The organism is Pyxidicoccus fallax (genome assembly GCF_012933655.1).
In the GTDB taxonomy this organism is placed as follows: Bacteria; Myxococcota; Myxococcia; order Myxococcales; family Myxococcaceae; genus Myxococcus; species Myxococcus fallax.
In genome coordinates this window covers 19948-42149 of the sequence record NZ_JABBJJ010000009.1, presented here as the reverse complement: position 1 = coordinate 42149, position 22202 = coordinate 19948, and the positions used below count along the sequence as shown (strand labels likewise).

The 22202-nt window shown below is 69.1% G+C and carries 19 protein-coding genes; 3 read left to right on the top strand and 16 right to left on the bottom strand.

Annotated elements, in window-relative coordinates:
- Positions 1-34: 34 nt before the first annotated feature.
- The 12 genes from HG543_RS03280 to HG543_RS03225 all read right to left on the bottom strand — a co-directional run bounded on the left by HG543_RS03280 (position 35) and on the right by HG543_RS03225 (position 14911).
- Positions 35-2212: a 3-hydroxyacyl-CoA dehydrogenase NAD-binding domain-containing protein gene (locus HG543_RS03280; RefSeq protein ID WP_169343164.1), complete on the bottom strand. Its 2178-nt coding sequence runs from the start codon at positions 2210-2212 to the stop codon at positions 35-37.
- A gap of 42 nt (positions 2213-2254) precedes the next feature.
- Entirely contained in the window at positions 2255-3466 is a 1212-nt protein-coding gene (locus HG543_RS03275; RefSeq protein ID WP_169343163.1) for an acetyl-CoA C-acetyltransferase, read from the bottom strand.
- A 31-nt stretch (positions 3467-3497) separates the two neighbouring features.
- Positions 3498-4649, bottom strand: coding sequence for an acyl-CoA dehydrogenase family protein (locus HG543_RS03270; protein ID WP_169343162.1), 1152 nt, complete (start codon positions 4647-4649; stop codon positions 3498-3500).
- Positions 4650-4660: 11 nt separating this feature from the next.
- Entirely contained in the window at positions 4661-5800 is a 1140-nt protein-coding gene (locus tag HG543_RS03265) for an acyl-CoA dehydrogenase family protein (RefSeq protein WP_169343161.1), read from the bottom strand.
- Positions 5801-5835: 35 nt separating this feature from the next.
- Entirely contained in the window at positions 5836-7674 is a 1839-nt protein-coding gene (locus HG543_RS03260; RefSeq protein WP_169343160.1) for an AMP-dependent synthetase/ligase, read from the bottom strand.
- A 61-nt stretch (positions 7675-7735) separates the two neighbouring features.
- Entirely contained in the window at positions 7736-8566 is an 831-nt protein-coding gene (locus HG543_RS03255; protein WP_371876490.1) for an SDR family oxidoreductase, read from the bottom strand.
- Positions 8563-9246, bottom strand: a complete 684-nt coding sequence (locus tag HG543_RS03250) for a TetR/AcrR family transcriptional regulator (RefSeq protein ID WP_169343158.1) — start codon at positions 9244-9246, stop codon at positions 8563-8565. The genes HG543_RS03255 and HG543_RS03250 overlap by 4 nt, the downstream gene beginning before the upstream one ends.
- Complete coding sequence (locus HG543_RS03245; protein ID WP_169343157.1) at positions 9243-10085, bottom strand: enoyl-CoA hydratase-related protein; 843 nt, start codon at positions 10083-10085, stop codon at positions 9243-9245. The genes HG543_RS03250 and HG543_RS03245 overlap by 4 nt, the downstream gene beginning before the upstream one ends.
- Positions 10086-10297: 212 nt before the next feature.
- Complete coding sequence (locus HG543_RS03240; protein WP_343073261.1) at positions 10298-11503, bottom strand: acetyltransferase domain-containing protein; 1206 nt, start codon at positions 11501-11503, stop codon at positions 10298-10300.
- 135 nt (positions 11504-11638) lie between these two features.
- Positions 11639-12322 (bottom strand): hypothetical protein, encoded by a 684-nt coding sequence (locus tag HG543_RS03235; RefSeq protein WP_169343156.1) that lies wholly within the window; start codon positions 12320-12322, stop codon positions 11639-11641.
- A gap of 13 nt (positions 12323-12335) precedes the next feature.
- Entirely contained in the window at positions 12336-12968 is a 633-nt protein-coding gene (locus HG543_RS03230) for a hypothetical protein (RefSeq protein ID WP_169343155.1), read from the bottom strand.
- A 152-nt stretch (positions 12969-13120) separates the two neighbouring features.
- On the bottom strand, positions 13121-14911 hold the full coding sequence (locus tag HG543_RS03225) for a vWA domain-containing protein (RefSeq protein ID WP_169343154.1): 1791 nt from the start codon (positions 14909-14911) through the stop codon (positions 13121-13123).
- Between the two features lie 145 nt (positions 14912-15056).
- Between HG543_RS03225 and HG543_RS03220 the strand changes: the two genes are divergently transcribed.
- A complete protein-coding gene (locus HG543_RS03220) occupies positions 15057-15545 on the top strand; it encodes a VOC family protein (protein ID WP_169343153.1) in 489 nt (162 codons plus the stop codon).
- A gap of 27 nt (positions 15546-15572) precedes the next feature.
- Here the strand turns inward: HG543_RS03220 and HG543_RS03215 are convergent, their stop codons facing one another.
- From HG543_RS03215 to HG543_RS03205, 3 genes are all read right to left on the bottom strand, one after another.
- Positions 15573-16688 (bottom strand): heparan-alpha-glucosaminide N-acetyltransferase domain-containing protein, encoded by a 1116-nt coding sequence (locus HG543_RS03215; protein WP_343073260.1) that lies wholly within the window; start codon positions 16686-16688, stop codon positions 15573-15575.
- Between the two features lie 52 nt (positions 16689-16740).
- The gene (locus HG543_RS03210) at positions 16741-18201 is read right to left on the bottom strand and encodes a metallophosphoesterase (protein WP_246356718.1); all 1461 of its coding nucleotides are present in this window, start codon (positions 18199-18201) and stop codon (positions 16741-16743) included.
- A 147-nt stretch (positions 18202-18348) separates the two neighbouring features.
- Positions 18349-19410 carry an NAD(P)-dependent alcohol dehydrogenase gene (locus HG543_RS03205; protein WP_169343152.1) on the bottom strand — a complete coding sequence of 354 codons (1062 nt, stop codon included), beginning with the start codon at positions 19408-19410 and terminating at the stop codon, positions 18349-18351.
- Positions 19411-19506: 96 nt separating this feature from the next.
- Between HG543_RS03205 and HG543_RS03200 the strand changes: the two genes are divergently transcribed.
- Both HG543_RS03200 and HG543_RS03195 read left to right on the top strand, forming a co-directional pair.
- A complete protein-coding gene (locus HG543_RS03200) occupies positions 19507-20445 on the top strand; it encodes a LysR family transcriptional regulator (protein ID WP_169343151.1) in 939 nt (312 codons plus the stop codon).
- 105 nt (positions 20446-20550) lie between these two features.
- Positions 20551-21168: a phosphatase PAP2 family protein gene (locus tag HG543_RS03195; RefSeq protein ID WP_169343150.1), complete on the top strand. Its 618-nt coding sequence runs from the start codon at positions 20551-20553 to the stop codon at positions 21166-21168.
- A gap of 3 nt (positions 21169-21171) precedes the next feature.
- Here the strand turns inward: HG543_RS03195 and HG543_RS03190 are convergent, their stop codons facing one another.
- Positions 21172-21918 carry a head GIN domain-containing protein gene (locus HG543_RS03190; protein ID WP_169343149.1) on the bottom strand — a complete coding sequence of 249 codons (747 nt, stop codon included), beginning with the start codon at positions 21916-21918 and terminating at the stop codon, positions 21172-21174.
- Positions 21919-22202 lie beyond the last annotated feature (284 nt).

Below are 22202 nucleotides of genomic sequence, written 5' to 3'. Positions count from 1 at the left end.
TCCAGATTTCCTACGGGGACTCAGGTCCCCGTAACTACTTCAGCAGCTCGCCCTTCTCGGCCTTCGCCACGAGCGACGCGGGCGGCAGGAAGTGCTTGCCGTACCGCTCCGCCAGCTCGCGCGCGCGGAGGACGAAGCCGCGAGGCCCCGTGCCCGTGGGCCCCTCGTAGCCGTTGATGAACTGCACCACGCCGCCCGTCCACGCCGGGAAGCCGATGCCGAGGATGGAGCCCACGTTCGCATCCGCCGCCGAGCGCAGCACGCCCTCGTCGAAGCAGCGCACCGTGTCGATGGCCTCCGCGAACATCATCCGCTCCTTCATGTCCTCGAACGGAATCGTGTACCCGGGCTTCGTGAAGTGCTGCGTCAGCCCCGGCCACAGGTTCGTGCGCTTGCCATCGACGTAGTCGTAGAAGCCGCCACCCGTGGAGCGGCCCTTGCGGTCGTGCTTGTCGATCATCGCGTCCATGACCGCGTAGCTGCCGTGGTCATCCCACTGCTTGCCGGCGGCAATCACGGCGGCCTGCGTCTCCTGGCGGATCTTCCGGGGCAGCGTCAGGGTGAGTTCGTCCATCAGCTGCAGCGGCGCCGCCGGGTAGCCGGCCTGGAGCCCCGCCTGCTCGATGGACGCGGGCGAGATGCCCTCGCCGACCATGGCGATGGCCTCATTCAGGAACGTGCCAATCACCCGGCTGGTGAAGAAGCCGCGGCTGTCGTTGACGACGATGGGCGTCTTCCCAATCTGAGCCGCGATGTCCATGGCCTTCGCCAGCGTCGCGTCGCTCGTGCCCTTGCCGGCGATGATCTCCAGCAGCGGCATCTTGTCCACAGGCGAGAAGAAGTGCAGGCCGACGAAGTCCGCCGGCCGCTTCACGCCCTCGGCGAGCAGGGTGATGGGCAGGGTGGAGGTGTTGGACCCCAGCACCGCGTCCGGAGCCACCACGTCCTGAATCTCCTGGAACACCTTGTGCTTGAGCTTCACGTCCTCGAAGACGGCCTCGATGACCAGGTCGCAGCCCTTGAGCGCGGCGGCATCCGCGGCGGGGGTGATGCGCGCCAGCAGCGCCTCGCCCTTCTCCTTGGTGACCTTGCCCTTCTCGATGCCCTTCTCCACCAGCTTCACCGAGTACTGCTTGCCCTTCTCGGCGGCGGCGAGGCTCACGTCCTTGAGCACCACCTCGATGCCGGCCTTCGCGCACACATACGCGATACCCGCGCCCATCATGCCCGCGCCGAGCACGCCGACCTTCTTCGCCGTGTGCTGCGGGTATCCCTTCGGCCGCCCACCACCCGAGTTGATGTGCTGCATGTCGAAGAAGAACGCCTGAATCATGTTCTTCGCGACCTGGCCCGTGACCAGCTCGGTGAAGTAACGCGACTCGATGGTGAACGCGGTGTCGACGTCCACCTGCGTGCTCTCAACGGCCACGGCCATGATGGCGCGCGGCGCCGGCATGTTCGCGCCCTTGAGCTGCTTGCGCAGGTTGGCGGGAAACGCGGGCAGGTTCGCCGCGAACGCCGGGTGCGTCGGGGTGCCGCCCGGAATCTTGTAGCCCTTCTGGTCCCACGGCTGCTGCGCGCTCGGGTTCGCCTTCACCCACGCCTTGGCCGCGGGCAGCAGCGCCTCCACCGAGTCCACCACCTCGTGCACCAGGCCCAGCTCCTTCGCCTCCTGCGGCTTGTAGCGCTGGCCCTGCATCAGCACCTTCATCAGCGCATCCACGATGCCGAGCATCCGCACCGTGCGCACCACGCCGCCGCCACCGGGCAGCAGGCCCAGCGTCACCTCCGGCAGGCCCACCTGCGCGCCCTTCACGTCCGCGATGATGCGGCGGTGGCACGCGAGCGCGATCTCCAGGCCACCGCCCAGCGCCGCGCCGTTGATGGCGGCAACCACGGGCTTGCCCAGCGTCTCCAGCGCGCGCAGCTGCGCCTTGATCTCCTGGCCCATCTCGAAGACCTGCTTGGCGTGTTCCTTCTTCACGTCGCGCAGGTCGTTCAGGTCGCCGCCCGCGAAGAAGGTCTTCTTCGCCGAGGTGATGACCACGCCCGTGATGCTGGCCTTCTCCTTGACGAGGCGGTCCACCGTCGCGCGCATGGACTTCATGTACGCGGCGTTCATCGTGTTGGCGGACTGGCTCGGGTCATCCATCGTCAAGACGACGATGCCGTCGGCGTCCTTGTCCCAGCGGATGGTGTTCTGTTCGCTCATGGGTTCGCTCGAAGCTCGTTCAATGGAAGTAGGGGAGGACAATCAGACGCGCTCGACCAGGGTGGCCACACCCATGCCGCCGCCGACGCAGAGGGTGATGACCGCGCGACGCGCCTTGCGACGCTCCAGCTCGTCCACCACGGTGCCCAGAATCATCGCGCCCGTCGCGCCCAGCGGGTGGCCCATGGCGATGGCGCCGCCGTTGACGTTGAGCTTCTCGTCCGGAATGGCGAAGTCCTTCTGGTACTTGAGGACCACCGAGGCGAAGGCCTCGTTGAGCTCGTACAGGTCGACGTCCTGCGGCTTCACGCCGGCGATGTCGAGCACCTTCCGCGTGGCCGGCGTGGGGCCGGTGAGCATGATGGTGGGGTCCGCGCCGGACGTGGCGGTGGCGACGATGCGCGCGCGGGGCGTCAGGCCCAGCTCCTTGCCGACCTTCTCCGAGCCAATCAGCACCAGCGCCGCGCCGTCCACGATGCCGGACGAGTTGCCCGGCGTGTGCACGTGGTTGATGCGCTCCACGTGGTGGTACTTCTGCAGCGCCACCGCGTTGAAGCCGCCCATCTCACCGATGCCGGCGAAGGACGCGTTGAGCTGGCCGAGCGACGCCACGGTGGTGTCCGGGCGCATGTGCTCGTCGCGGTCCAGGATGGTGAGGCCGTTCTGGTCCACCACGGGGATGATGGAGTTCTTGAAGTACCCGCCGGCCCACGCCTTGGCGGCCCGCTCCTGCGAGCGCACCGCGTAGCGGTCCACGTCCTCGCGGGTGAAGCCCTCCATCGTCGCGATGAGGTCCGCGGAGATGCCCTGCGGCACGAAGTACGTGTCGTAGTTGGTGGCGGGGTCCATGGCCCACGCGCCGCCGTCCGAGCCCATGGGCACGCGCGACATGCTCTCCACGCCGCCCGCGATGACCAGGTGCTCCCAGCCCGAGCGCACCTGCTGTGCGGCCATGTTCACCGCCGTCAGGCCCGAGGCACAGAAGCGGTTGAGCTGCACGCCGCCGGTGGTCTCCGGCAGGCCCGCCGCCAGCACCAGCGTCCGGGCGATGTCCGCGCCCTGGTCACCCACGGGGGACACCACGCCGAGCACCACGTCGTCGATGCGCTGGGGGTCCAGGTGGGGGTGCCGCTTCTTGAGTGCGTCCACCAGCCCCACCAGCAGTGAAAGGGGCTTGGTTCCGTGCAGCGAGCCCTTCTTGCCCCTGCCGCGGGGGGTGCGAACGGCGTCGAAGATGAATGCTTCCTGGCTCACCGGGAGCCTCCTTGGGAGAGTCGGTTGAGGGTTACAGGGAACGGGCGACGAGCTCTTTCATGACCTCGTTCGCGCCGGCGAGGATCCGCAAGACGCGGGTATCGGCAAAGAGGTGGGCAATGGGGTACTCCTTCATGTACCCGTAGCCTCCAAACAGCTGCAGGCATCGATCCGCGACGATGCACGCCTGGTCGGTCACCCAGTATTTGGCCATGGCGGCGGTCGTCACGTCGAGCCCTCCTTTGAGGTGGGACTCGATGCAGTCGTCGATGAACGACCGGCAGACCCGCCGCAGGGTCGCGCACTCGGCCAGCTCGAAGCGCGTGTTCTGCAGGGCGAAAAGCGGCTTGCCGAAGGCGTGCCGCTGCTTGGTGTACTCCACCGTCAGGTCCACGGCCCGCTCCAGGCTCGCCATGGCGATGAGGGCGGTGCTCAGCCGCTCCTGGGGGAGCTGCTGCATCAGCTGGATGAAGCCCTGGCCCTCCTCGCCGCCCAGGACATTGGTGGCGGGGATCTTCAGGTCGTCGAAGAACAGCTCCGTCGTGTCCTGCCCCTTGCCTCCGAGCTTGTCGAGGATGCGGCCCCGCTCGAAGCCGGGCGTGGTGTCGGAGACCTCGGCACACAGCAGGGAGATGCCGGCGTGGCCCTTCGCGTCTCCCGTCCGCGCCGCGATGATGAGGAAGTCGCACACGCGGCCGTTGGAGATGAACGTCTTCGACCCGCTCACCCGGTAGAAGTCGCCGTCACGCACCGCGCGGGTGGAGATGGCCTGGAGGTCCGAGCCCGTGCCCGGCTCCGTCATCGCGATGGCGCCCACCCACTCGCCGCTCGCGAGCTTCGGCAGCCACCGCTTCTTCTGGGCCTCGGACGCGTACGCGAGGACGTAGTGCGCGACGATGGTGCAGTGGACCGCGAAGCCCATGGACGGGTCTCCGGCGCGAACCTGCTCCTCGATGAGCACCGCCTCATGGGCGAAGGTGCCGCCACCGCCGCCGTAGGCCTCCGGGATGGACATGCACAAGAGCCCCAGCTCGCCCGCCCGACGGTAGAGCGCCTTGTCCGGATATCCCTGCGCCACGTGCTTGGGGACGTTGGGGAGGACTTCCTTCGTGAAGTAGCTGGCCGCGAGGTTGCGCACCTGCTCGAGCTCGTCCGAGCTCCATCGTGAACGTGCCGCCGTCATGTCTGTCTCCTTCAGAGCCCGAGCGTCTTGCCGATGATGTCGCGCTGGATTTCGCTGGTACCGCCGTAGACGGTGGAGATGACCGTGGCGCGCAGGTGCGACTCCATGTCGTATTCGAGCGCGTAGCCGTAGCCGCCCATCATCTGCATGCCTTCGAGCGCCACGCGCTTGGCCGTCTCGGTCGCCTTCAGCTTGGCCATGGAGGCCTCGCGCGGGAGCATCCGCTCCGGGGCCTCGTCCGCCATCGCGGCCACGCGGTAGAGGAGCAGCTCGCAGCAGTCCAGCTCCATGGCGAGGTCCGCGATGCGGTGCTTGAGCGCCTGGAAGGAGCCCACCGGCTTGCCGAACTGCTTGCGCTCCTTCACGTAGGCAACGGCGTCATCGAACGCGCGCCGGCCCCGGCCGAGCATCGACGCGGCGAGGATGAGCCGCTCGCTGTTCAGCCCCGCCATCAGCTGCGGCCACGCCTGGTCCACGGCGCCCACCACGGTACTCTCCGGCAGGAAGCAGTCGGTGAAGTAGACGTCGTTGACCTCCTTGCCGCCCAGGGTGGGGATGCCGCGAATCTCCATGCCCGGCGTGCCCGCGGGGACGCAGAACATGGTGAGCCCCTCGTGCCGTGAGCCCGAGTTGCTCGTGCGCGCCACGAGCAGCAGGTGGTCCGCGAGGTGCGCGTTGGAGCACCAGGTCTTCTGCCCGTTGATGACGAAGCCACCGGACGTCCGTGCCGCGCGGCAGGTGATGGCCGCGGCGTCCGAGCCGGCGCCGGGCTCGGAGATGGAGATGGCCTCCACGCGACCCCGGATGATGCCGCCGAGCACCTTCTCCCGCTGCTCCCTGGTCCCGAACTTCATGTACGGGCCCGCGGCGACCGCCGTGGTGACGTAGCCGCCCACCGGAGCGAGCCCGTACGACGTGCGCTCGGCGAAGAGGCAGATGTCCGTCATCCCGCCGCCCGAGCCGCCGTACTCCAGCGGGATGCCCACGCCGAGCCAGCCGAGCTCGGCCATCTGCGCATAGAGCGGAGGGCTGTGGGCTTCGGTGCCGTTGCGGGTCAGGGCGTCGCGTTGCGCGCGCGTCCCCGTCTTCGCGCGGCAAAAGGCATCGATGGCCGCCGCGAACGCGGCCTGCTCCGGTGTTCTCGCATGCATGTGGAGGCTTCCTTGAGGACCTGGCGGTTGAGGCGTCAGGCGTTGGCGTAGAACCGCTCGATGCGGTCGGCGTACCGGTCGAGGAGCACGCGGCGCTTGAGCTTGAGGGTGAGCGTGATTTCCCCCGTCGCGGGGGACCACGCCTCGGGCACCGTCTCGAAGCACTTGATCTGCTCGGCCCGCGAGAGCCGGGCATTGGTCGCGGCGACGAGCGACTCCAGCTCGGAGAGCACGGCCGGATCGCGCGCGAGGTCGGCCAGTGACTTCGCGGTGATGCCCCGGGCACCGGCCCAGAGCGGCGCGACCTCCGGGTCGAGCGAGACGAGCGCCGTCACGTAGGGGCGACGGTCACCAATGGCCATTGCCTGGCCGACGAGCGGGTGCGCGCGCAGCATCCCTTCGATCTTGGAGGGCGCGATGTTCTTCCCGGTCGACGTGATGAGCAGCTCCTTCTTCCGGTCGGTGATGGAGAGGAAGCCATCGGCGTCCACCGTGCCGACGTCGCCGGTGGCGAGCCAGCCCTCCCGGTCGACGGCGCTGGCAATCTGGCCGCTCTCGTCGAGGTAGCCGAGGAACACGATGGGCCCGCGGACGAAGATCTCCCCATCCGCCGCCAGCCGGATGTGGACTCCGGGGAGGGGCCGGCCCACGGAGCCCAGGCGGAAGTTCGAGGGCAGGTTGATGGTGGCACAGCCCGTCGTCTCGCTCATGCCCCAGACCTCCAGCACCTTGATGCCGAAGCCTCCGAGGTACTCGAGCACCTCCACGGGAATGGGCGCCGAGCCGCTGCTCGCCCACTCGGTCATGTCCAGGCCGAACGACTGGCGCAGGGGCCTGAGGACGCGGGCCTCCGCCTCCGCCGCCTTCTGCTGGAGCTCCGGGGGCACGGGCTTGCCGGCGCCCTCCAGTCGGAAGGCCTCCATCGCCACCGCGTGGGCGGCCAGGATGGGGTCGCGCCGGGCGGGTTCGAGCGCGGCCAGCTTCGCCTTCAGGCCTCCGGCGAGCTTCTCCCAGAGGCGCGGTACGCCGAAGAACGCGGGCGGACGCACCTTGCCCAGCAGCGGCATCACCCCCGCCGGGTCGTTGCAGACGTGCACGTGCAGCGCCTTGTAGAGGGCGCGGTAGATGCCCAGCTCGCGCTCCGCGATGTGCGCCAGCGGAAGGTAGGCGATGGACGCGGTGCGCATCGGCACGGGGACGGCGAGGTCCACCGAGATGGCTTCATAGAAGACGTTGCGGTGGCTCAGCACCACGCCCTTGGGCTCACCCGTGGTGCCCGACGTGTACATCATCGCGACGGGGTCCTCGGGGCGGATGGCCTTCCAGCCGTCCTCGAAGACGCCGGGCGCCTCCTGGTGCAGCGCGCGTCCCGCGGCCTCCACCCGGGCGAACGGGGTGAAGAGCGGGTCCCCCGTGGGGATGGCCGCCGCGTCGAGGACGATGATGCGCCGGAGCGCCGGCAGCGTGTCGAGGATGGGCCGCCACCGGGTGACTTCGTCCGCGCCCTCCAGGACGACCACGGTGGCGCCGCTGTGCCGCGCGACGTAGCCCACCTGCTCGGTGCTCAGTGTCTGGTACGCGGTACAGGAGATGGCGCCCAGGTGGGCCGCGGCGAGGTCGATGAGCCAGTGCTCGGGGCGGCTGGACATCATGATCATCATCCGCTCGCCACGCTTCAGCCCGAGCGTCCCGAGCCCTCGCGCGAGGGCGGCGGTCCGCTCTCGCATCTGCGCCCAGGTGAGCGTCGTGTCTCCGGCACTCAGGGCAGGGGAGGTCGCGTATTCCTCCGCATTGCGCTTGAGGAGCAGCGGGACGGTGAGCTTCTCCGCCTGAGATTGGCACTGCGCTTCCAGCTCAGCGAGCAACGGACCCATGGGCACACCTCCTCCGTTTCTGTTGCCAGACGTGCTTTTCGTGCTGTGTGCTGCTTCCTCGTCAGGGGTCGACGTAGAGGTCGAGCAGGACGTCCGGTCCGCCCCCGTAACGGCTGAAGTCGGTGAGGCCCTCGGCGCGCAGGACGTCCTCGTCGATGAACGTGTGTCCGGTGCAGTCGCGCGGCGGGCGCTGGAGGATGGCCATGGCCGCGTCCGCCATGATTTCCGGCGCGCGGGCCCGCTGCATCGAGTCGTCACCGCCGAGCAGGTTCTTCACGGCGGCGGTGGCGATGAGCGTGCGGGGCCAGAGGGCGTTCGCGGCGATGCCCGCCTCGGCGAACTCCGCGGCCCAGCCGAGCGTCAGCAGCGTCATCCCGTACTTGGCCATCGTGTACGCCGGGTGCCGCCCCATCCAGTGCGGCGCGAGGTTGACGGGCGGCGACAGCGAGAGGATGTGCGCGTGCGGCGAGCGGTACAGGTGCGGCAGGGCCGCGCGCGTCAGCAGGAACGTCCCCCGGAGCTGGATCTGCTGCATCAGGTCGAAGCGCTTGACGGGCAGCTCCGCCGTCTTGAGCGGGGCGAGGGCGCTGGCGTTGTTCACGCAGAAGTCGATGCCGCCGAAGCGAGCCACCGTCTCGTCCACGGCCCGCTGCACGTCCGCCTCGTCCCGCACGTCACCGACCACCGCGAGCGCCCGGCCGCCCGCGGCCTCGATTTCCGCGGCCGCCGTGTGCACCGTCCCCGGCAACCGTGGGTCCGGGGTGTCCGTCTTCGCCAGGAGGGCCACGTTGGCGCCGAGCCGGCCCGCCGCCACGCCAATGGCGAGCCCGATTCCGCGGCTTCCTCCGGACATCAACAGGGTGCGTCCCGCCAGCGGCCTCGGTGTCATCACTCGTCCTTTGTTCGCTTGGGTCCGGTCCGCGGGGCCTTGGACTCGTCGGGCTCGGTGCGGGCGGGTTGGAGTTGGGGGAACACGTCGCGCACGATGGTGATGAGCGCTTCGCTCAAGAGCAGGTGCGCGTCCTCTCGGGACAGGGTGCCGCCGCGAATCCACTCGCGGATGGTGGCCTTCACCAGGCCGCCGTAGGAACGCATCATCGCCCGGTGCCGCGCGTCGCTGCCGACCTCGACCTTGAGGCCGAGGAACTCCAGCGTCTTCGCGGCGGCCACGTCGTCCGCCGTCGCGATGATGCGCTCGACCTCCGGGTCCGCGCCGATGCCTCCCGGGCCGGTGACGGCCACGTACATCTTTCCGTGGGTCGCCACCGTGTCGAGGTACCACTCGACGCTGCGCTCCACGCGCTGTCGCAGCGAGCCGGTCATGGGCACACGCTCTTCCAGTCCTGGCATGAGCAGCATTCTCTTGACGACCTTCAGGTAGAGGTCGCGCTTCTGCCCGAAGTAGTGATTGAGCAGTCCCCTGGCGACACCTGCTTCCTGGGCGATGTCCGTGGTGGAGACTTCCGCGTAGGGGCGCTCACCGAACAGCCGCATGGCGCACTCGAGAATCTGTTCCCTGCGGGTGTCGGGTTCGAGTCGCTTCCTGCTACGAGGGGAGGTCGCTGAGGTCATGGCGTATGCTCACGCCAGGGCAGGAACGTGGGCAAGTCCTGCCGCACCGTCCGGGTGAACCGGGCCGGTCGCTTCTCCATGAAGGAAAGGATGCCCTCCAGGGCGTCCGCGTTCTCTCCCAGGCTCGCGATGAGCTTGCTGTCGAGCGCGAAGGCGGGCTCGGGCGAGGGCAGGGCGCTCATCCGGTAGAGCGCCTGCCGGATGACGGCCACGGACACCGGCGCGGTGGTCTCCACCAGGTCGCGGGCCAGGGCCTGGGCGGCGTCGAGCAGGGCGTCGGGCTCGTGGAGCGACTTGACCAGGCCCGCTTCCAGCGCCTCCTGAGCGGGAATCAGCCGGCCGCTCACCATCCAGTCGAGCGCGCGCCCCATCCCGACGATGCGCGGCAGGAACCAGCAGGAGCCCGCCTCCGGGTAGATGCCGCGGCGGCTGAAGACGAAGCCGAAGCGGCTGTCCTTCGCGGCGAGCCGGAAGTCCGCGGGGAGGATCATCGTCGAGCCCACGCCCACCGCGGCGCCGCGAATGGCCGCGATGACGGGCTTGCGCAGGTTGAACATCTGACGCGCCACCCGTGTCGCAGGCTCGACCCAGTCATTGTCCGAAGCGGGGGTGTTGGACACCTCGAAGGAGCGGCCGCTCAGGTCGGCGCCCACACAGAAGTCCTTGCCGGCCCCGGTGAGGATGACGACGCGGATGTCCTCGTTCGCGTCGGCCTCGCCGAGCGCGGCGCTCAGCTCATCCGCCATGGTGATGGTGAAACCGTTCCGCGCTTCGGGACGGTGCAACTCCACGGTGGCGACCCGGTTCGCGACGGAAAACCGGATGTGCTGATAGCTCATGACGGGGCCTCGCTCATCCTGTGAAGCCGATGATGCGGGCCTATTGGCAGAGTGTCAATAGCGAGAGTCATTGATTCCAGAGATTGAACGAGTGGCAGGATTTCGACCTGCCGCGTCAATCATGGGATGGGAAATGACAAAGCGCGTCGACGGCCACGCGAGCGCGGGCCGTGACGCGCGTCACGGGCTTCGAGAGGGGGAGGCGTGTCTGGCTACAGGTAGCTCATCCACGCGCTGTTGCTGCGGGCCTTGACCCCCACGAACCAGCGGCAGGCGAACCCCAGCGGCACCGCGACCACCGCCGCGAGCAGCCAGAGCGACGCGATGTTGGGGACGCTGAAGAGCGCGCCCTGGTTGGGGCCCAGCGCGAGGAGCGCCACGCGGTTGAGCGCGTGCAGCAGGTAGAGGTGGGCCAGGTAGAAGAACAGCGGCGCCGCGCCGAAGATGGTGAGCAGTGCCAGGGCCCGCGTGGGCAGGCGCTCGAAGGCCACGAGCAGCAGGGCGCCCACGCCCAGAGTCAGCAACAGGAAGTCGAGTGACGGTGGGTACTTGGTGAGGTTCAGGAAGGAGATCACCGTCTGCAGCGGCGTGGCGCCGTGAACCCAGGGCACGGGCTCGCCATAGAGGTTGACCCACCGCAGGACGAGGAAGAGCGTCAGCGACGCCGCGCCCAGGAAGGCCAGCCTGCGCCGGCGCGTCGCCGCGTCCACCGCCTGCGCGAACCACGGACCGATGGCGTGCCCCAGGGCAATCACGCCAATCCACGGGAGCACGGGATAGGACGTCCGCGCGCGAGCGTCCCAAGGCAGGGCGATGTAGCCGCGGTCATGGAGGATGGCCCACAGCGTGGCGCCGGGCTGCCCGGGCTGGACGGTGATGGGGTCCAGCAGGTTGTGCCCGAAGACGATGGCGAGGCCCACGGCGAGCAGCGCGTACCGAGGCAGCCACAGGAGCCCGGCGAGGACGACCATGGACCCGCCGATGGCCCACATGACCTGGAGGAAGTACGTGGCCGGGGTCAGCGAGAACGTCCAGGCGAAGTTGACCAGCGTCAATTCCAGCACGATGAGGAACAGGCCTCGCTTCAGCAGGAACTCGGAGGCGGCGCGCTTGCCGCCCCGGCGCTGACCGTAGAGCCAGGCGGACAGGCCCGTGAGCGCGACGAACACCGGGGCGCACAGGTGCGCGGAAAGCCGGGTGAAGAAGAGGTCGGCCGGCGTGGTGGCCAGGTTCACCGGGTCGCTGACCTGCGCGTGCATGTAGAAGAACTCGCGCGCGTGGTCGACGAGCATCAGCAGCATGACGAAGCCGCGCAGCGCGTCGATGGTGACGATGCGCTTCGCCGTGGCCGACTTCGTCGCTTGTGCGCCGGCCGGAGAAGCAACCGCCTGATTCATTGAGAGCGAAGCCGTGGACACCTGAGTCCTCCTTTCCGGCCACCGTGCGGGAGCAGCCCCCCTTCGTCAACGGAGGCATTTCTCGCAACTCGATTACGGGAAGGAAGGACTGCGCGGAGGGATAAGCAGGGCTCCCGCCGCGACGCGGCTGTCGGACTATCCGGGCTGCAGGCGAGGCTGTGCGCTCGGCTGTGGCAGCGTCCGGTCCTCCATGGCGCGCAGGGCCTGCGCCAGCCCGAGCGCCGGGTACATGAAGGCATCGAGCTCCATGGGCGTCTTCGGCACGTCCGTCAGCTCGACCGTCAGGAAGCCGGCCTCGATGGAGAAGTCCGTGTAGGTGCGGACCTGCGTCAGCAGGAGCTTCCTGATGGCCGGTCTGGAGAGCACCGCGCCCATTTCAGCTGGGACGTTCTTCAGCTCCAGCATGTTGTCGAGCGCCGCGTCCCCCACCTCTTCGCCCTTGTCCTTGATGCCGACGAGCCTGAGTACCTTGTCGGTCAGCCGCGCGGGCTTCACGCTCATCCCGGGCGGTAGCGCGTCTCCGAGCGCCACCCGCATGATGGTGACGACGTGCCAGTCGTTGCCACTGCCCCGGTGCTCCGTGAAGAGGGAGACCGGAAGCTCCGGGTTGGGGCTCTCCATCTGGAGGACCCCCACCCCGTACATGGCCCCTGGCGTCGCACGGAAGCTCCAGCCATTGTGGTCCGCGAAGGCCTGCCAGGCGACGGCCTGCCGCTTCCATTTCCGCCAGCGGAAGACGCGCGCGATGGACCACAGGGTGCTCGCGGCGCCGAGGAGGGCCAGGCCGCTGCCGATGGTGATGATCCACGGGTCGAACATGATGGAGGGCACTCTACAGGGGGCGGTTGGCGTGCGTGCGCAGGGCGCGCGCCAGTCCGAGCCCCGGGGACATGAAGCCCTCGAGTTCCACCGGGGTCCTCGGCACATCCATCTGCTCGACCGTCAAGGTGCCGGACTCAATCGAGAAGTTCGAGCAGGCGCGGCCCAACTTCAGCAGCGGCCCCTTGACGCCCGGCTTGAAGAACAAGGCGCGCACCGCGGGGGTGACGTGTTGCAGCACCAGCGCGTCATCGAGCGCGGCATCCCCCACCTTCTCGTCCTCGACGCCGAAGAACTTGCTCATCATTGGGCCCATCCGCGAGGGCTTCACGGACAGCCCGGGCGGCACCACGTCCCCGAGCGGCAGCCGCAGGATGGTGACGACGTGCCAGTGCCTGCCGAAGTCCCGGTGCTCGGTGAGCAGCGAGACCGGAATCCCCTGGTCGCGACCTTGCATCTCGAGGGTCCCCGTCGAATACATGAACCCCGGGGTCACGCGGATGGTCCAGTCGTTGCGGTTCGCGAAGTCCTCCCAGGTGGCGACCTGTTGCTGCCATCGCCGCCAGCGGACGAACCCGATGATCGTCGCCACGAAGAGGCCGGCGCCGATGACCGACAGGAGGATGGGAATGGACATCTCGGACATGACCAGCAAGTAGCAGTGCGGCTCGCGTGATGTCCACCGCGCGCCCTTTTCGCGGGCCAGGGTGGAGGCACGCCGCGAACGGCAACGGGGTGGAAGGCTCCCGGCGATGCCGGACCCTCCACCCCGCGAAACCGCTGAAGCGCTGCTGTGCGTCAGTGCCCGCGGGCGGACGCGCCCATCAGCGCGCGGGCCTGGGTGACCAGCCGGACGAACTCGTTGCGGTCGGCGTCACCGCTGGCGGCGCCCTCGGCGAGCTTCTGGGCCGTCGTGAGGCTCCAGCTCTCGGCGGCGGGGTTGCCGCGGAGGATGTCGGCGGTGGACGCCACGGCCACGGCGAAGCGGAAGTCCGGCGAGGCGGCCTCCAGCGTCGGGCGCAGCTTCGAGCGCTCGAAGGGGAACGCCTGCTCCGCGGCCTCGGTGCCATTGGGCGCCTTGGCGCGCACGCGCACCGTGGCCAGCGCGTCCTTCGTGTCACCCGTCAACTCCACCTCGTACACGGCGGTGACGTTGTGGCCCGCGCCAATCTCGCCCGCGTCCACCTTGTCGTTGCGGAAGTCGTTGTCCGCCACATCGCGGTTCTCGTACCCGAGCAGGCGGTAGCGGCGCACGGCCACCGGGTTGAACTCCACCTGGAGCTTCACGTCCTTGGCGATGACCTCCAGCGTGCCGGTGAGCTGCGTCTCGAAGACCTTCTTCGCCTCCTTGTAGCTGTCCACGTAGAAGCAGTTGCCGTTGCCCTTGTCCGCGAGCTTCTCCATCAGGTCATCGCGGTAGTTCCCCATGCCGAAGCCCACCGTGGTGAGCGTGACGCCCTCGGCCACGTACTTGTGGATGCTCTCCAGCATGGACGAGGCGCCCAGGTTGGGGCCGATGTTGGTGTCGCCATCGGTGAGGACGATGACGCGCGACACCACCTTGCCGGACGCCTTCTTCACCGCGTGCTTGTACGCCAGCTCCATGCCCGAGCCCATCGCCGTGCCGCCCCCGGAGCGCAGCGAGTCGATGGCGGCGAAGATGCGCGCGTGGTCCGTGGCCGGCGTGGGCGCGAGCACGTCCTGCGTGCCACCGGAGTAGGTGACGATGGCCACCGTGTCGTTCTCGTTGAGGTTCTTCACGGCCAGCTTCATGGCCTCCTTGGCCAGGGGCAGCCGGTCCTGCGGCTGCATGGAGCCGCTGGTGTCCACGAGGAAGACCAGGTGCGCGGGCTTGCGCTGCGAGCGCGAGACGACCTTGCCCTGCACGCCCACGCGCACGAAGTGGCGCTTCGGGTCGAACGGCGAGGGCGCCCCCTCCAGGTGCACCGTGAAGGCCCCCGTCTCCGGCGGGGTGTAGCGGTACTTGAAGTAGTTGATGAACTCCTCCACGCGCACGGAGGAGGCGGGCGGCAGCGTGCCCTGGACGAGGTAGCGGCGGGCCACCGTGTACGAGGCGGTGTCCACGTCCGCGGCGAAGGTGGACAGCGGGTCCTTCACCGTCTCGGTGAAGGTGTTGGGCTTCCACGCCTCGAACGTGTTGCCGCGCTCGGCTGAGGCGCGGTCCGCGTCGTCCATGCCGTCCTTCGGGGCCATGAGGGGCCGGCCCTTGGCGGGGGCCGGACGGCGCATCGCAGGGGGCGGCGGCGCGGTCGTGGGTTCCGCCCGGGCCATCATCGGGGCGCCAGCCGAGGCCATGTCCATGATCCCCGCGGGGGCGGGCGCGCTCGCGACCTGCGCCCTGGCGGCGGGCTCGGGAGCAGCCAGCTCTCCCTCGATGGCTTCATCCTGGAACTCGACCGACTTCTCCTCCTGGGGAGCGGGCCGCTCCTGCGCCACGCTCTCGGACTGTGCCTTCTGGAGCCCTTGGGCCTCGGGGGCATGGGACTTCATGCAACCGGGCAGCGTGCAGGTGACGAGAAGTGCACTTCCCCACACGGACAGGCGGCGCTTCAGGGAGGACGGCGTCATTCGGTCTCCAAGGAAGACAGGTAGGTCGCCGGCTCGAAACGCATGACCTTTGGAAATAGGTCTATTCGCGCGGATTTTTCCGAACCCGACCCGGTGGCCTCGGTGTCCTTGTCCTGGCGCGGCCCGTTTGGCAGGGTGCCGGCCCATGCAGACCGCGAGACCGTTCCGCATCCTGGGAGTGCAGCAGATCGCCATTGGCGGCGCCGACAAGGGCCCGCTCCGCAAGCTCTGGGTGGACCTGCTGGGGCTGACGCCCCACGGCACCTACCGCAGCGAGCGGGAGAACGTGGACGAGGACATCGTCGTCGCCGGCGCCGGCCCCTTCAAGGTGGAGGTGGACCTGATGCAGCCCATCAACCCCGAGGGCAAGCCGCGCGTGCACGAGACGCCGCTCAACCACGTGGGCCTGTGGGTGGATGACCTGCCCGGCGCGGTGAAGTGGCTGGAGGGGCAGGGGCTGCGCTTCGCCCCGGGCGGCATCCGCAAGGGCGCCGCGGGCTTCGACATCTGCTTCGTGCACCCCAAGGGCAACGAGCAGTTTCCCTTCAGCGGCGAGGGCGTGCTCATCGAGCTGGTGCAGGCGCCTCCGGAGGTCATCGCCGCGTTCGACAAACTGTCGGCTGGCGGGCACTGAGCCTGCCCCGCGGGGCAGGGGGCGCCGCTATGTGAGGACACGGCGCCCGGGCCGGACGCGCTCCATTGCCGCTCGGAGCGCGGGCCGCACCACGCGCTCCACGCGGTCGGTGAGGATGCACAGCAGCCACGTGAGGACGATGAGCGCGGCGAGCAGCACCCCGAACTGGAGCCACCCGCTTCGGTCCCCCCAGAAGCGCTGGAACGAGAAGACACCGCCCGTCTGGTAGAACAGCAGCATCTCGTGGAAGAAGTAGGCGGACAGCGACGACGTGCCGAACACCTCGATGAACCGCCTCGCCCGGGACGGCGCCGCGCCCACGGGGACGCGCCCCTCCAGCCACAGCAAGCCCAGCAGCACGGTGCAGACCCACGCGAACCGCGTCGCCGAGTTCGACGGGTTGGCGACGAAGAAGCGGTGCGACGGGTACAGGCCGTAGAGGAAGTCCGCGGCCAGCATCCCCGCGAAGCCCAGGGCCATCAGCCCCACCAGGGCCCGAGCGAGCCCGGCCCGTCCCCACGCGCCCGCCATCGTCCCGCAGAAGGCACCGAGCCACGCGAAGCCCAGCCACGGCAACAGCGGGAAGGGCGCGAAGGAGGACTTGTTCGTCAGCGTGGCCCACGGCCCCGTCACCAGCTCGCCCAGCGGCGCCACCGCGAAGACGGCCATTGCCAGCACGAACGCCACCGAGGCCAGCACGCGCGGGCGCGACGCCAGCGCGGCGGCCACCGGCAGCACGATGAGCAGGCACACGCCCACGCACTGGAGGATGTCCATCCGCAGAATCCAAACCGGCTCGCGCAGCAGCGGGAACCACGCCCAGTTGACGAGCGTGGCCACCGCGAGCACCTCGCCCGCGCGGCGGAGGTTGCGGCTCACGCGCTCGGGCAGGACGCCGGCGGCGGCGCTGCGCACCATCAGCAGCGCCGTGGCGAAGCCCGCGGAGAAGATGAAGGCCGGGGCCACCAGCCCGTCCACCTTCAGCAGGCGACCGACCCACACGCTCTTGCGCAGCTCCGGTGTGAGCAGGGCCAGCGCGTGGGTCTGGATCATGAAGAGAACCGCGATGCCGCGCAGCCAGTCGATGGCGCGCACGCGGTCCTGCGAGACGGGAGAGACGGAGCGGGAAGGAGAGGGTGCCACGGCGGGCTCACCCTACGGCAAATCCCGCCCCGGTTGCACGGGCCGAGCGGGCTCAGCGAACCCAGGACACGTTGCTGACAGTGAACTTCGAGCCGTCCGTCTTCTCCGTGTTCGTGTAGGGCATGTACACGCGCGTGGAGAAGGTGTTGGCGGCCGTGTCGACCTCGATGAGCCGCGTCGGGTTGTTCGCGGAGTCGTGGTAGGTCGTCAGGATCTGGTGGATTTCATTGCCCTGCGCGCCGGTGGTCTTCCGGTAGCCGTGAGAGCCCACGTGGCCGGAGAAGATGAACCGCACGTTGGGGTACAGCTTGAGCGCGTTGTCGAAGACGTACTGCGGGCTGTTGTTGCCGTAGCCGCCGTTGCCCTGCTCGATGTTGCTGCTGCTGTTCAAGTGCGAGTGGGTGATGACGATGACGTTGTGGTTCGGGTGCGCCGCCAGGACGGACTTCGCCCAGGCCACCGCGCCCGTGCGGGCCCACAGCTCGATGCTGAGCACCAGCCAGTTCAGGCCGCCCGCGGTGAACGTGTGGTACGCGTTGTCGACCTTCCCCGCCTCGTACACGCCGTGCAGCGACGGGAACCGCGTCGTCGGGAAGTAGGTGTTGAACGTGGTGGTGTTGCGCAGGTTGGTGTTCACGTTGCCCGGGCAGGCGCCGCCGCCGGTGCACGTGGCCGCCGTGTCGTGGTTGCCGATGGCGAGCGCGTAGGGCATTCCGGCCGCGTCCAGCTTCTGCAGGGCGTTGCTGGCGCGCACGTACTGGATGTGGTCCGGCGTGTCCCAGTTCATCAGGTCACCGGTCTGCATGACGAAGCGGATGTCGAGCGCCTCGCGGTTGTTCACGAGCCACTGCATCCGGTGGTCGATGAGCGTGGAGTTGCTGACCACCTCGTTCTGCGTGTCCGGGATGACGACGAAGGTGAACTTCGTGTCCACGGGCGCGGTCGTGACGGGCGCGGCGTAGAGCTTGATGCCCTCGTCCGTCCAGCCCGCGGCGCTCAGGCTGCCGCGCTCGGCCGCGGTGATGGCGAAGCGGTGCTTGCGCAGCGTCGTGTTGGAGTAGCGGTAGACGGGGACGAGGCACGGGTCCGCCGTCTTGGACGCGTAGAAGCCGATGCCCTCGTCGGTGGTGAAGCCCCCGTTGGTGACGAGGTCCTGCTTCTCCGCCAGGTCGATGGTCCAGAAGTGCTCGCCGCGGCTCGGGCTGTAGATGCGGTAGACGGGGGACAGCCCCGTGCCGGTGGCCGTGGCGGCGCGGAAGGCCACGCCGCGGTCATCGGTGTAGCCGTAGGTGGTGGCCGCGTTGGCCGCCTCGTTCGAATTGGTGGTGTAGAGGCTGTCGCCCGAGGTCGGCCGGATGCGGTGGTACACCGGCTTGCTCATGGCCGCGCAGTCGAGCGCCGCCTCCACGGTGGCGAGCTCGGCGGTCTCGATGGACGCGTCCGAGGGGCTGCCGCCACACGCGGCGAGCCCTCCCGCAAGCACCAGGGATGCGACGAAACGCAGGGTCTTCAAGGGGGATTCCTTCCAGGATGGAGCGACACGGGGCCCGGGGGAGCCCCATGTCGTGTCTGACCGTTTTCTCAGGTAAAGCGGTGTTACCCGGCGCAGATACCATCGGCTGAGAAATCAGGAAAGACCCATCTGTCAGGATTGACCCTCTTAGCGCGCGGCGGCGCTCTTGAGGGACGCGATGTCGATGACGAAGCGGTAGCGCACATCGCCCTTCATCATTCGCTCGTAGGCCTCGTTGATCTGCTGGACGGGGATGACCTCGATGTCGGAGACGACGCCCTTGCTGGCGCAGTAGTCGAGCATCTCCTGCGTCTCGGCGATGCCGCCAATCATCGAGCCGACCAGCCGCTTGTTGCCGCCGATGAGGGAGAAGGCGGCCACGGACGTCGGCTTCGGCGGGACGCCGAGGAGGACCATGGTGCCGCGGGGGCGCAGCGTCTTCAGGTACTGGTTGTAGTCGTGCGGCGCGGAGATGGTGTCGATGATGAGGTCGAAGCGGCCGGCCAGCTTGTCGAAGATTCCCTCTTCCTTGGTCACCTCGAAGCCCTTGGCGCCCAGGCGGCGGGCATCGGCCTCCTTGTCGCGCGAGGTGCTGAGCACCGTCACCTCGGCGCCCATGGACGCGGCGAGCTTCACCGCCATGTGGCCGAGCCCGCCCAGGCCCACCACCGCCACGCGGTCACCCGCCTTGCAGTTCCACTGGCGCAGCGGGGAGTAGGTGGTGATGCCGGCGCACAGCAGCGGCGCCGCGGCGGCGGGGTCCAGGCCCTCGGGGACCTTCAGCGCGAAGCGCTCGGTGACGACGAGCTGGGTGGAGTAGCCGCCGTAGGTCGGCGTCTTCCGGTCCATCAGCGTGCTGTTGTAGGTGCCCGCCATGCCCTTCTCGCAGCACTGCTCCATGTCCTCGCGGCACGGCGCGCACTCGCGGCAGGAGTCCACCATGCAGCCGACGCCGGCCATGTCGCCCACCTTGAACTTCGTGACGTGGGCGCCGACGCGCGTGATGCGGCCGACGATTTCGTGGCCGGGGACCATGGGGAAGATGGCTCCGCCCCACTCGTCGCGGGCCTGGTGGATGTCGGAGTGGCAGACGCCACAGTAGAGGATGTCGATGAGCACGTCGTGAGGGCCGACGTCGCGCTGCTCGAAGGTGAAGGGGGCCAGCGGCGCTCCAACGGAGGCGGCGGCATAGGCGTGAGTCTTGAGCATCGTGTTCTCCAGGGGTGAACGAGGAGGAGATATGCGCGCCACCTTCTTGTTTCGAAACTGGCAGGATGTGGATGGGTCTTTAAGGAATTCTTCACGATGGCCAATATCCCGCTGAATGCCCTGAACGCCTTCCTCGCGGTGGCCCGCCGGCGCAGCTTCACGGCGGCGGCGGTCGAGCTGGGCATCTCCGCCTCGGCGCTGAGCCAGTCCGTCCGTCAGCTCGAGGAGCGCCTGGGAGTCGCCCTGCTCACCCGCACCTCTCGCAGTGTGTCGCTGACGGACGCCGGGCGCCGCCTGCTGGAGAACGCAGGGCCGGCGGTGGACCAGGCGGTCGAGGCGCTGAAGACGGCCTCGGCGCAACCGGGCGAGGTAACGGGCCGGGTCCGGCTGACGGTGCCGACCATCGCCGTGCCCTTCATCATCAAGCCCCTGCTGCCCCGGCTGCTGGCGCTTCACCCGAAGCTGGAGGTGGAGGTCAACGTCGAGGACGGGTTCGTGGACATCGTGGCCGAGGGCTTCGACGCGGGCATCCGCATGGATGAGTCCATCGAGCGCGACATGGTGCAGGTGCGGGTATTCGGTCCGTGCCGGTTCGTCGTGGTGGGCTCCCCCGCGTACCTTGAGCGACGGGGCACGCCGGAGAAGCCGAAGGACCTGCTGGCGCACGACTGCATCGGCATCCGCTCGCGGACGACGGGCGGGCTCTACCAGTGGGAGCTGGAGCAGGGCCAGCAGAGCTGGCGCCTCCCGGTGCGTGGGCCCATCATCACCAATGACATCGACTTGCTTTACACGATGGCCGAGGCCGGCATGGGGCTCGCGTATGCCTTCGAGCCGCTCGTGGAGGACGCGATACGGCGAAGCACACTGCGCGTGGTGTTGGAGCCCTTCGCGGCCCTGGTGTCGGGCTTCTTCCTCTACTTCCCCAGCCGCGCGCAGGTCTCCCCCGCGCTCCGCGCATTCGTGGACGTGGCCCGGGAGGACGCGGCGCGGCGGATGTCCGAGGCCACCTCGCGTCCGCCTCGAAGACGATAGGGCGAGCGGGCAGGGGAGCGGCTCGGCGGCGTCCTGGGTTCGCGGTGGCGGGCGCGGGGGCCGTCGTGCGCCCGAGCGGAGGCGTCCCCATCTTGAGGGCTGCCCATGACACGTCCGACACCTCTCATTCCCACCGCTCTGGCCACCGGCACCGGGCTCGCCTTCGCCGCGCTGGCCCGCGTCGTTCATCGCCGTCCCGACAATCCCGTGGATGAAAAGGCGCGCGACGAGGTGCTCGAAAGCACCAACGGCACGGTGCAGGAGGCGCACAAGTACCTGAAGCGTCCCGGCAAGTGGTACGTGCTGGTGCCGAGCGCCGTCGCGGCTTCCGCGCTGCTGGCGCGGGTGCGGGGATGGGTCGCCGGAGTGCCGGTGGCGCTCGCGTCGGTGCTGGCCGCCGCCGTGGCCGAGGGCTCCGAGGCGTGGCTCCCATCCCGGCCGCCACCGCCGAGACGCAATGACCCGGAGGAGCCCAGCTTCCCGAGCGGCCACACCCTGCAGCCCACCGCGCTGTCGCTCACCGCGGCCTACGTGCTGTCGCGCGAGGGACTGGTGCGGCCCCAGGTCGCGGCCCCGGTGGCGCTCGCGGTGCCGCTCGTGTTCGGGTTCATCCAGCTCCCGGGAGACCGCCACTGGTTCACCGACGTGGCCGGAGGCTGGCTGGCCGGACTATCGGTGGCCGCGGCGTGCGTGGCCGTGTACGAGGCGCTCGCGGAGCGCTGAGGACTACTCGAAGCGCAGCGACGCGCCACCGCTGAGCTCCTGGGAGCGCACGATGGGCCGGCCGAGGATGGTGACATCGCTGCCGCCCGATGCCGTGACTTTCAGGAGGAGGTCCGAGACCTGAAGCTCGGCCGTGCTGCCGCCACTCACGACCAGCGAGGCCTCGCGGGAGGTGAGCTGACGCGCGCGGAACTGGCTCGCCCCCGAGAGCGTGTTCGTCACCCGGTGGGCATACCCCCGCGCGGTCGCCTCGGAGGCGCCGCTGAGGACCAGCGTGAGCTCCTGCGTCTCGAGCCCGTCGGCCCGGATACGGGAGGCTCCGCTGGCCTCGAGCGAGAAGGCGTCGGAGGTGATGGCGCCGCTCAGCTCCACGGAACTGGCTCCCGAGGCCACGAGCGCCGTCAGCTCGGGCAGCGTCACCTCCGCGCGCAGGGGCGTGTCCGAGGACCAGTCGTCCGCGTCATCCGTGGGGAGGTGGACCCGCAGGGTGGTGCCATTCCCGGTGCGAACCTCCGTGCGCACCCGCTCCACGAGGTTGTCGTCGCCGATGATGCGCACCTTCCGGGGCTGCGTGGGGTCCACGACGATGATGGCCTGGATGCCGTCATCGACCTCGACGGCCGCGAAGTCTGGCGTCTGCCGGTCCTCGTCGATGACGTTGCCGCTTCCCTTCAGCTGAGGGCCACAGCCCGTGAGCAACCCCACGAGGAGGGACATGCCCAACCAGCGCGCGCGGTGCTTCGCATCCATGCTCTCGACTCCCAGGTCCGGGCCGGCGGGTTCCGGCGTCGGAGCGTGGAACACCACGCCCCGCCGGAACTGTCACCGCGTCACCGATGGGAGTCGTCCCGCGAGGCCCGTACGTACATGCAGGGCCTCGCATGGAATCGTGGGCCTGGAGACGGCCCGTGCTGACAGTCCCGCCCGGAATGGAGATTCCGTTCCGGATGGTGGGCCGGGAGCCGGCGGGGCCCACGCGGAATGGAGATTCCATTCCGACGGAAGCGGGCCGGGGCCAGCAGGCCCCTCCTACT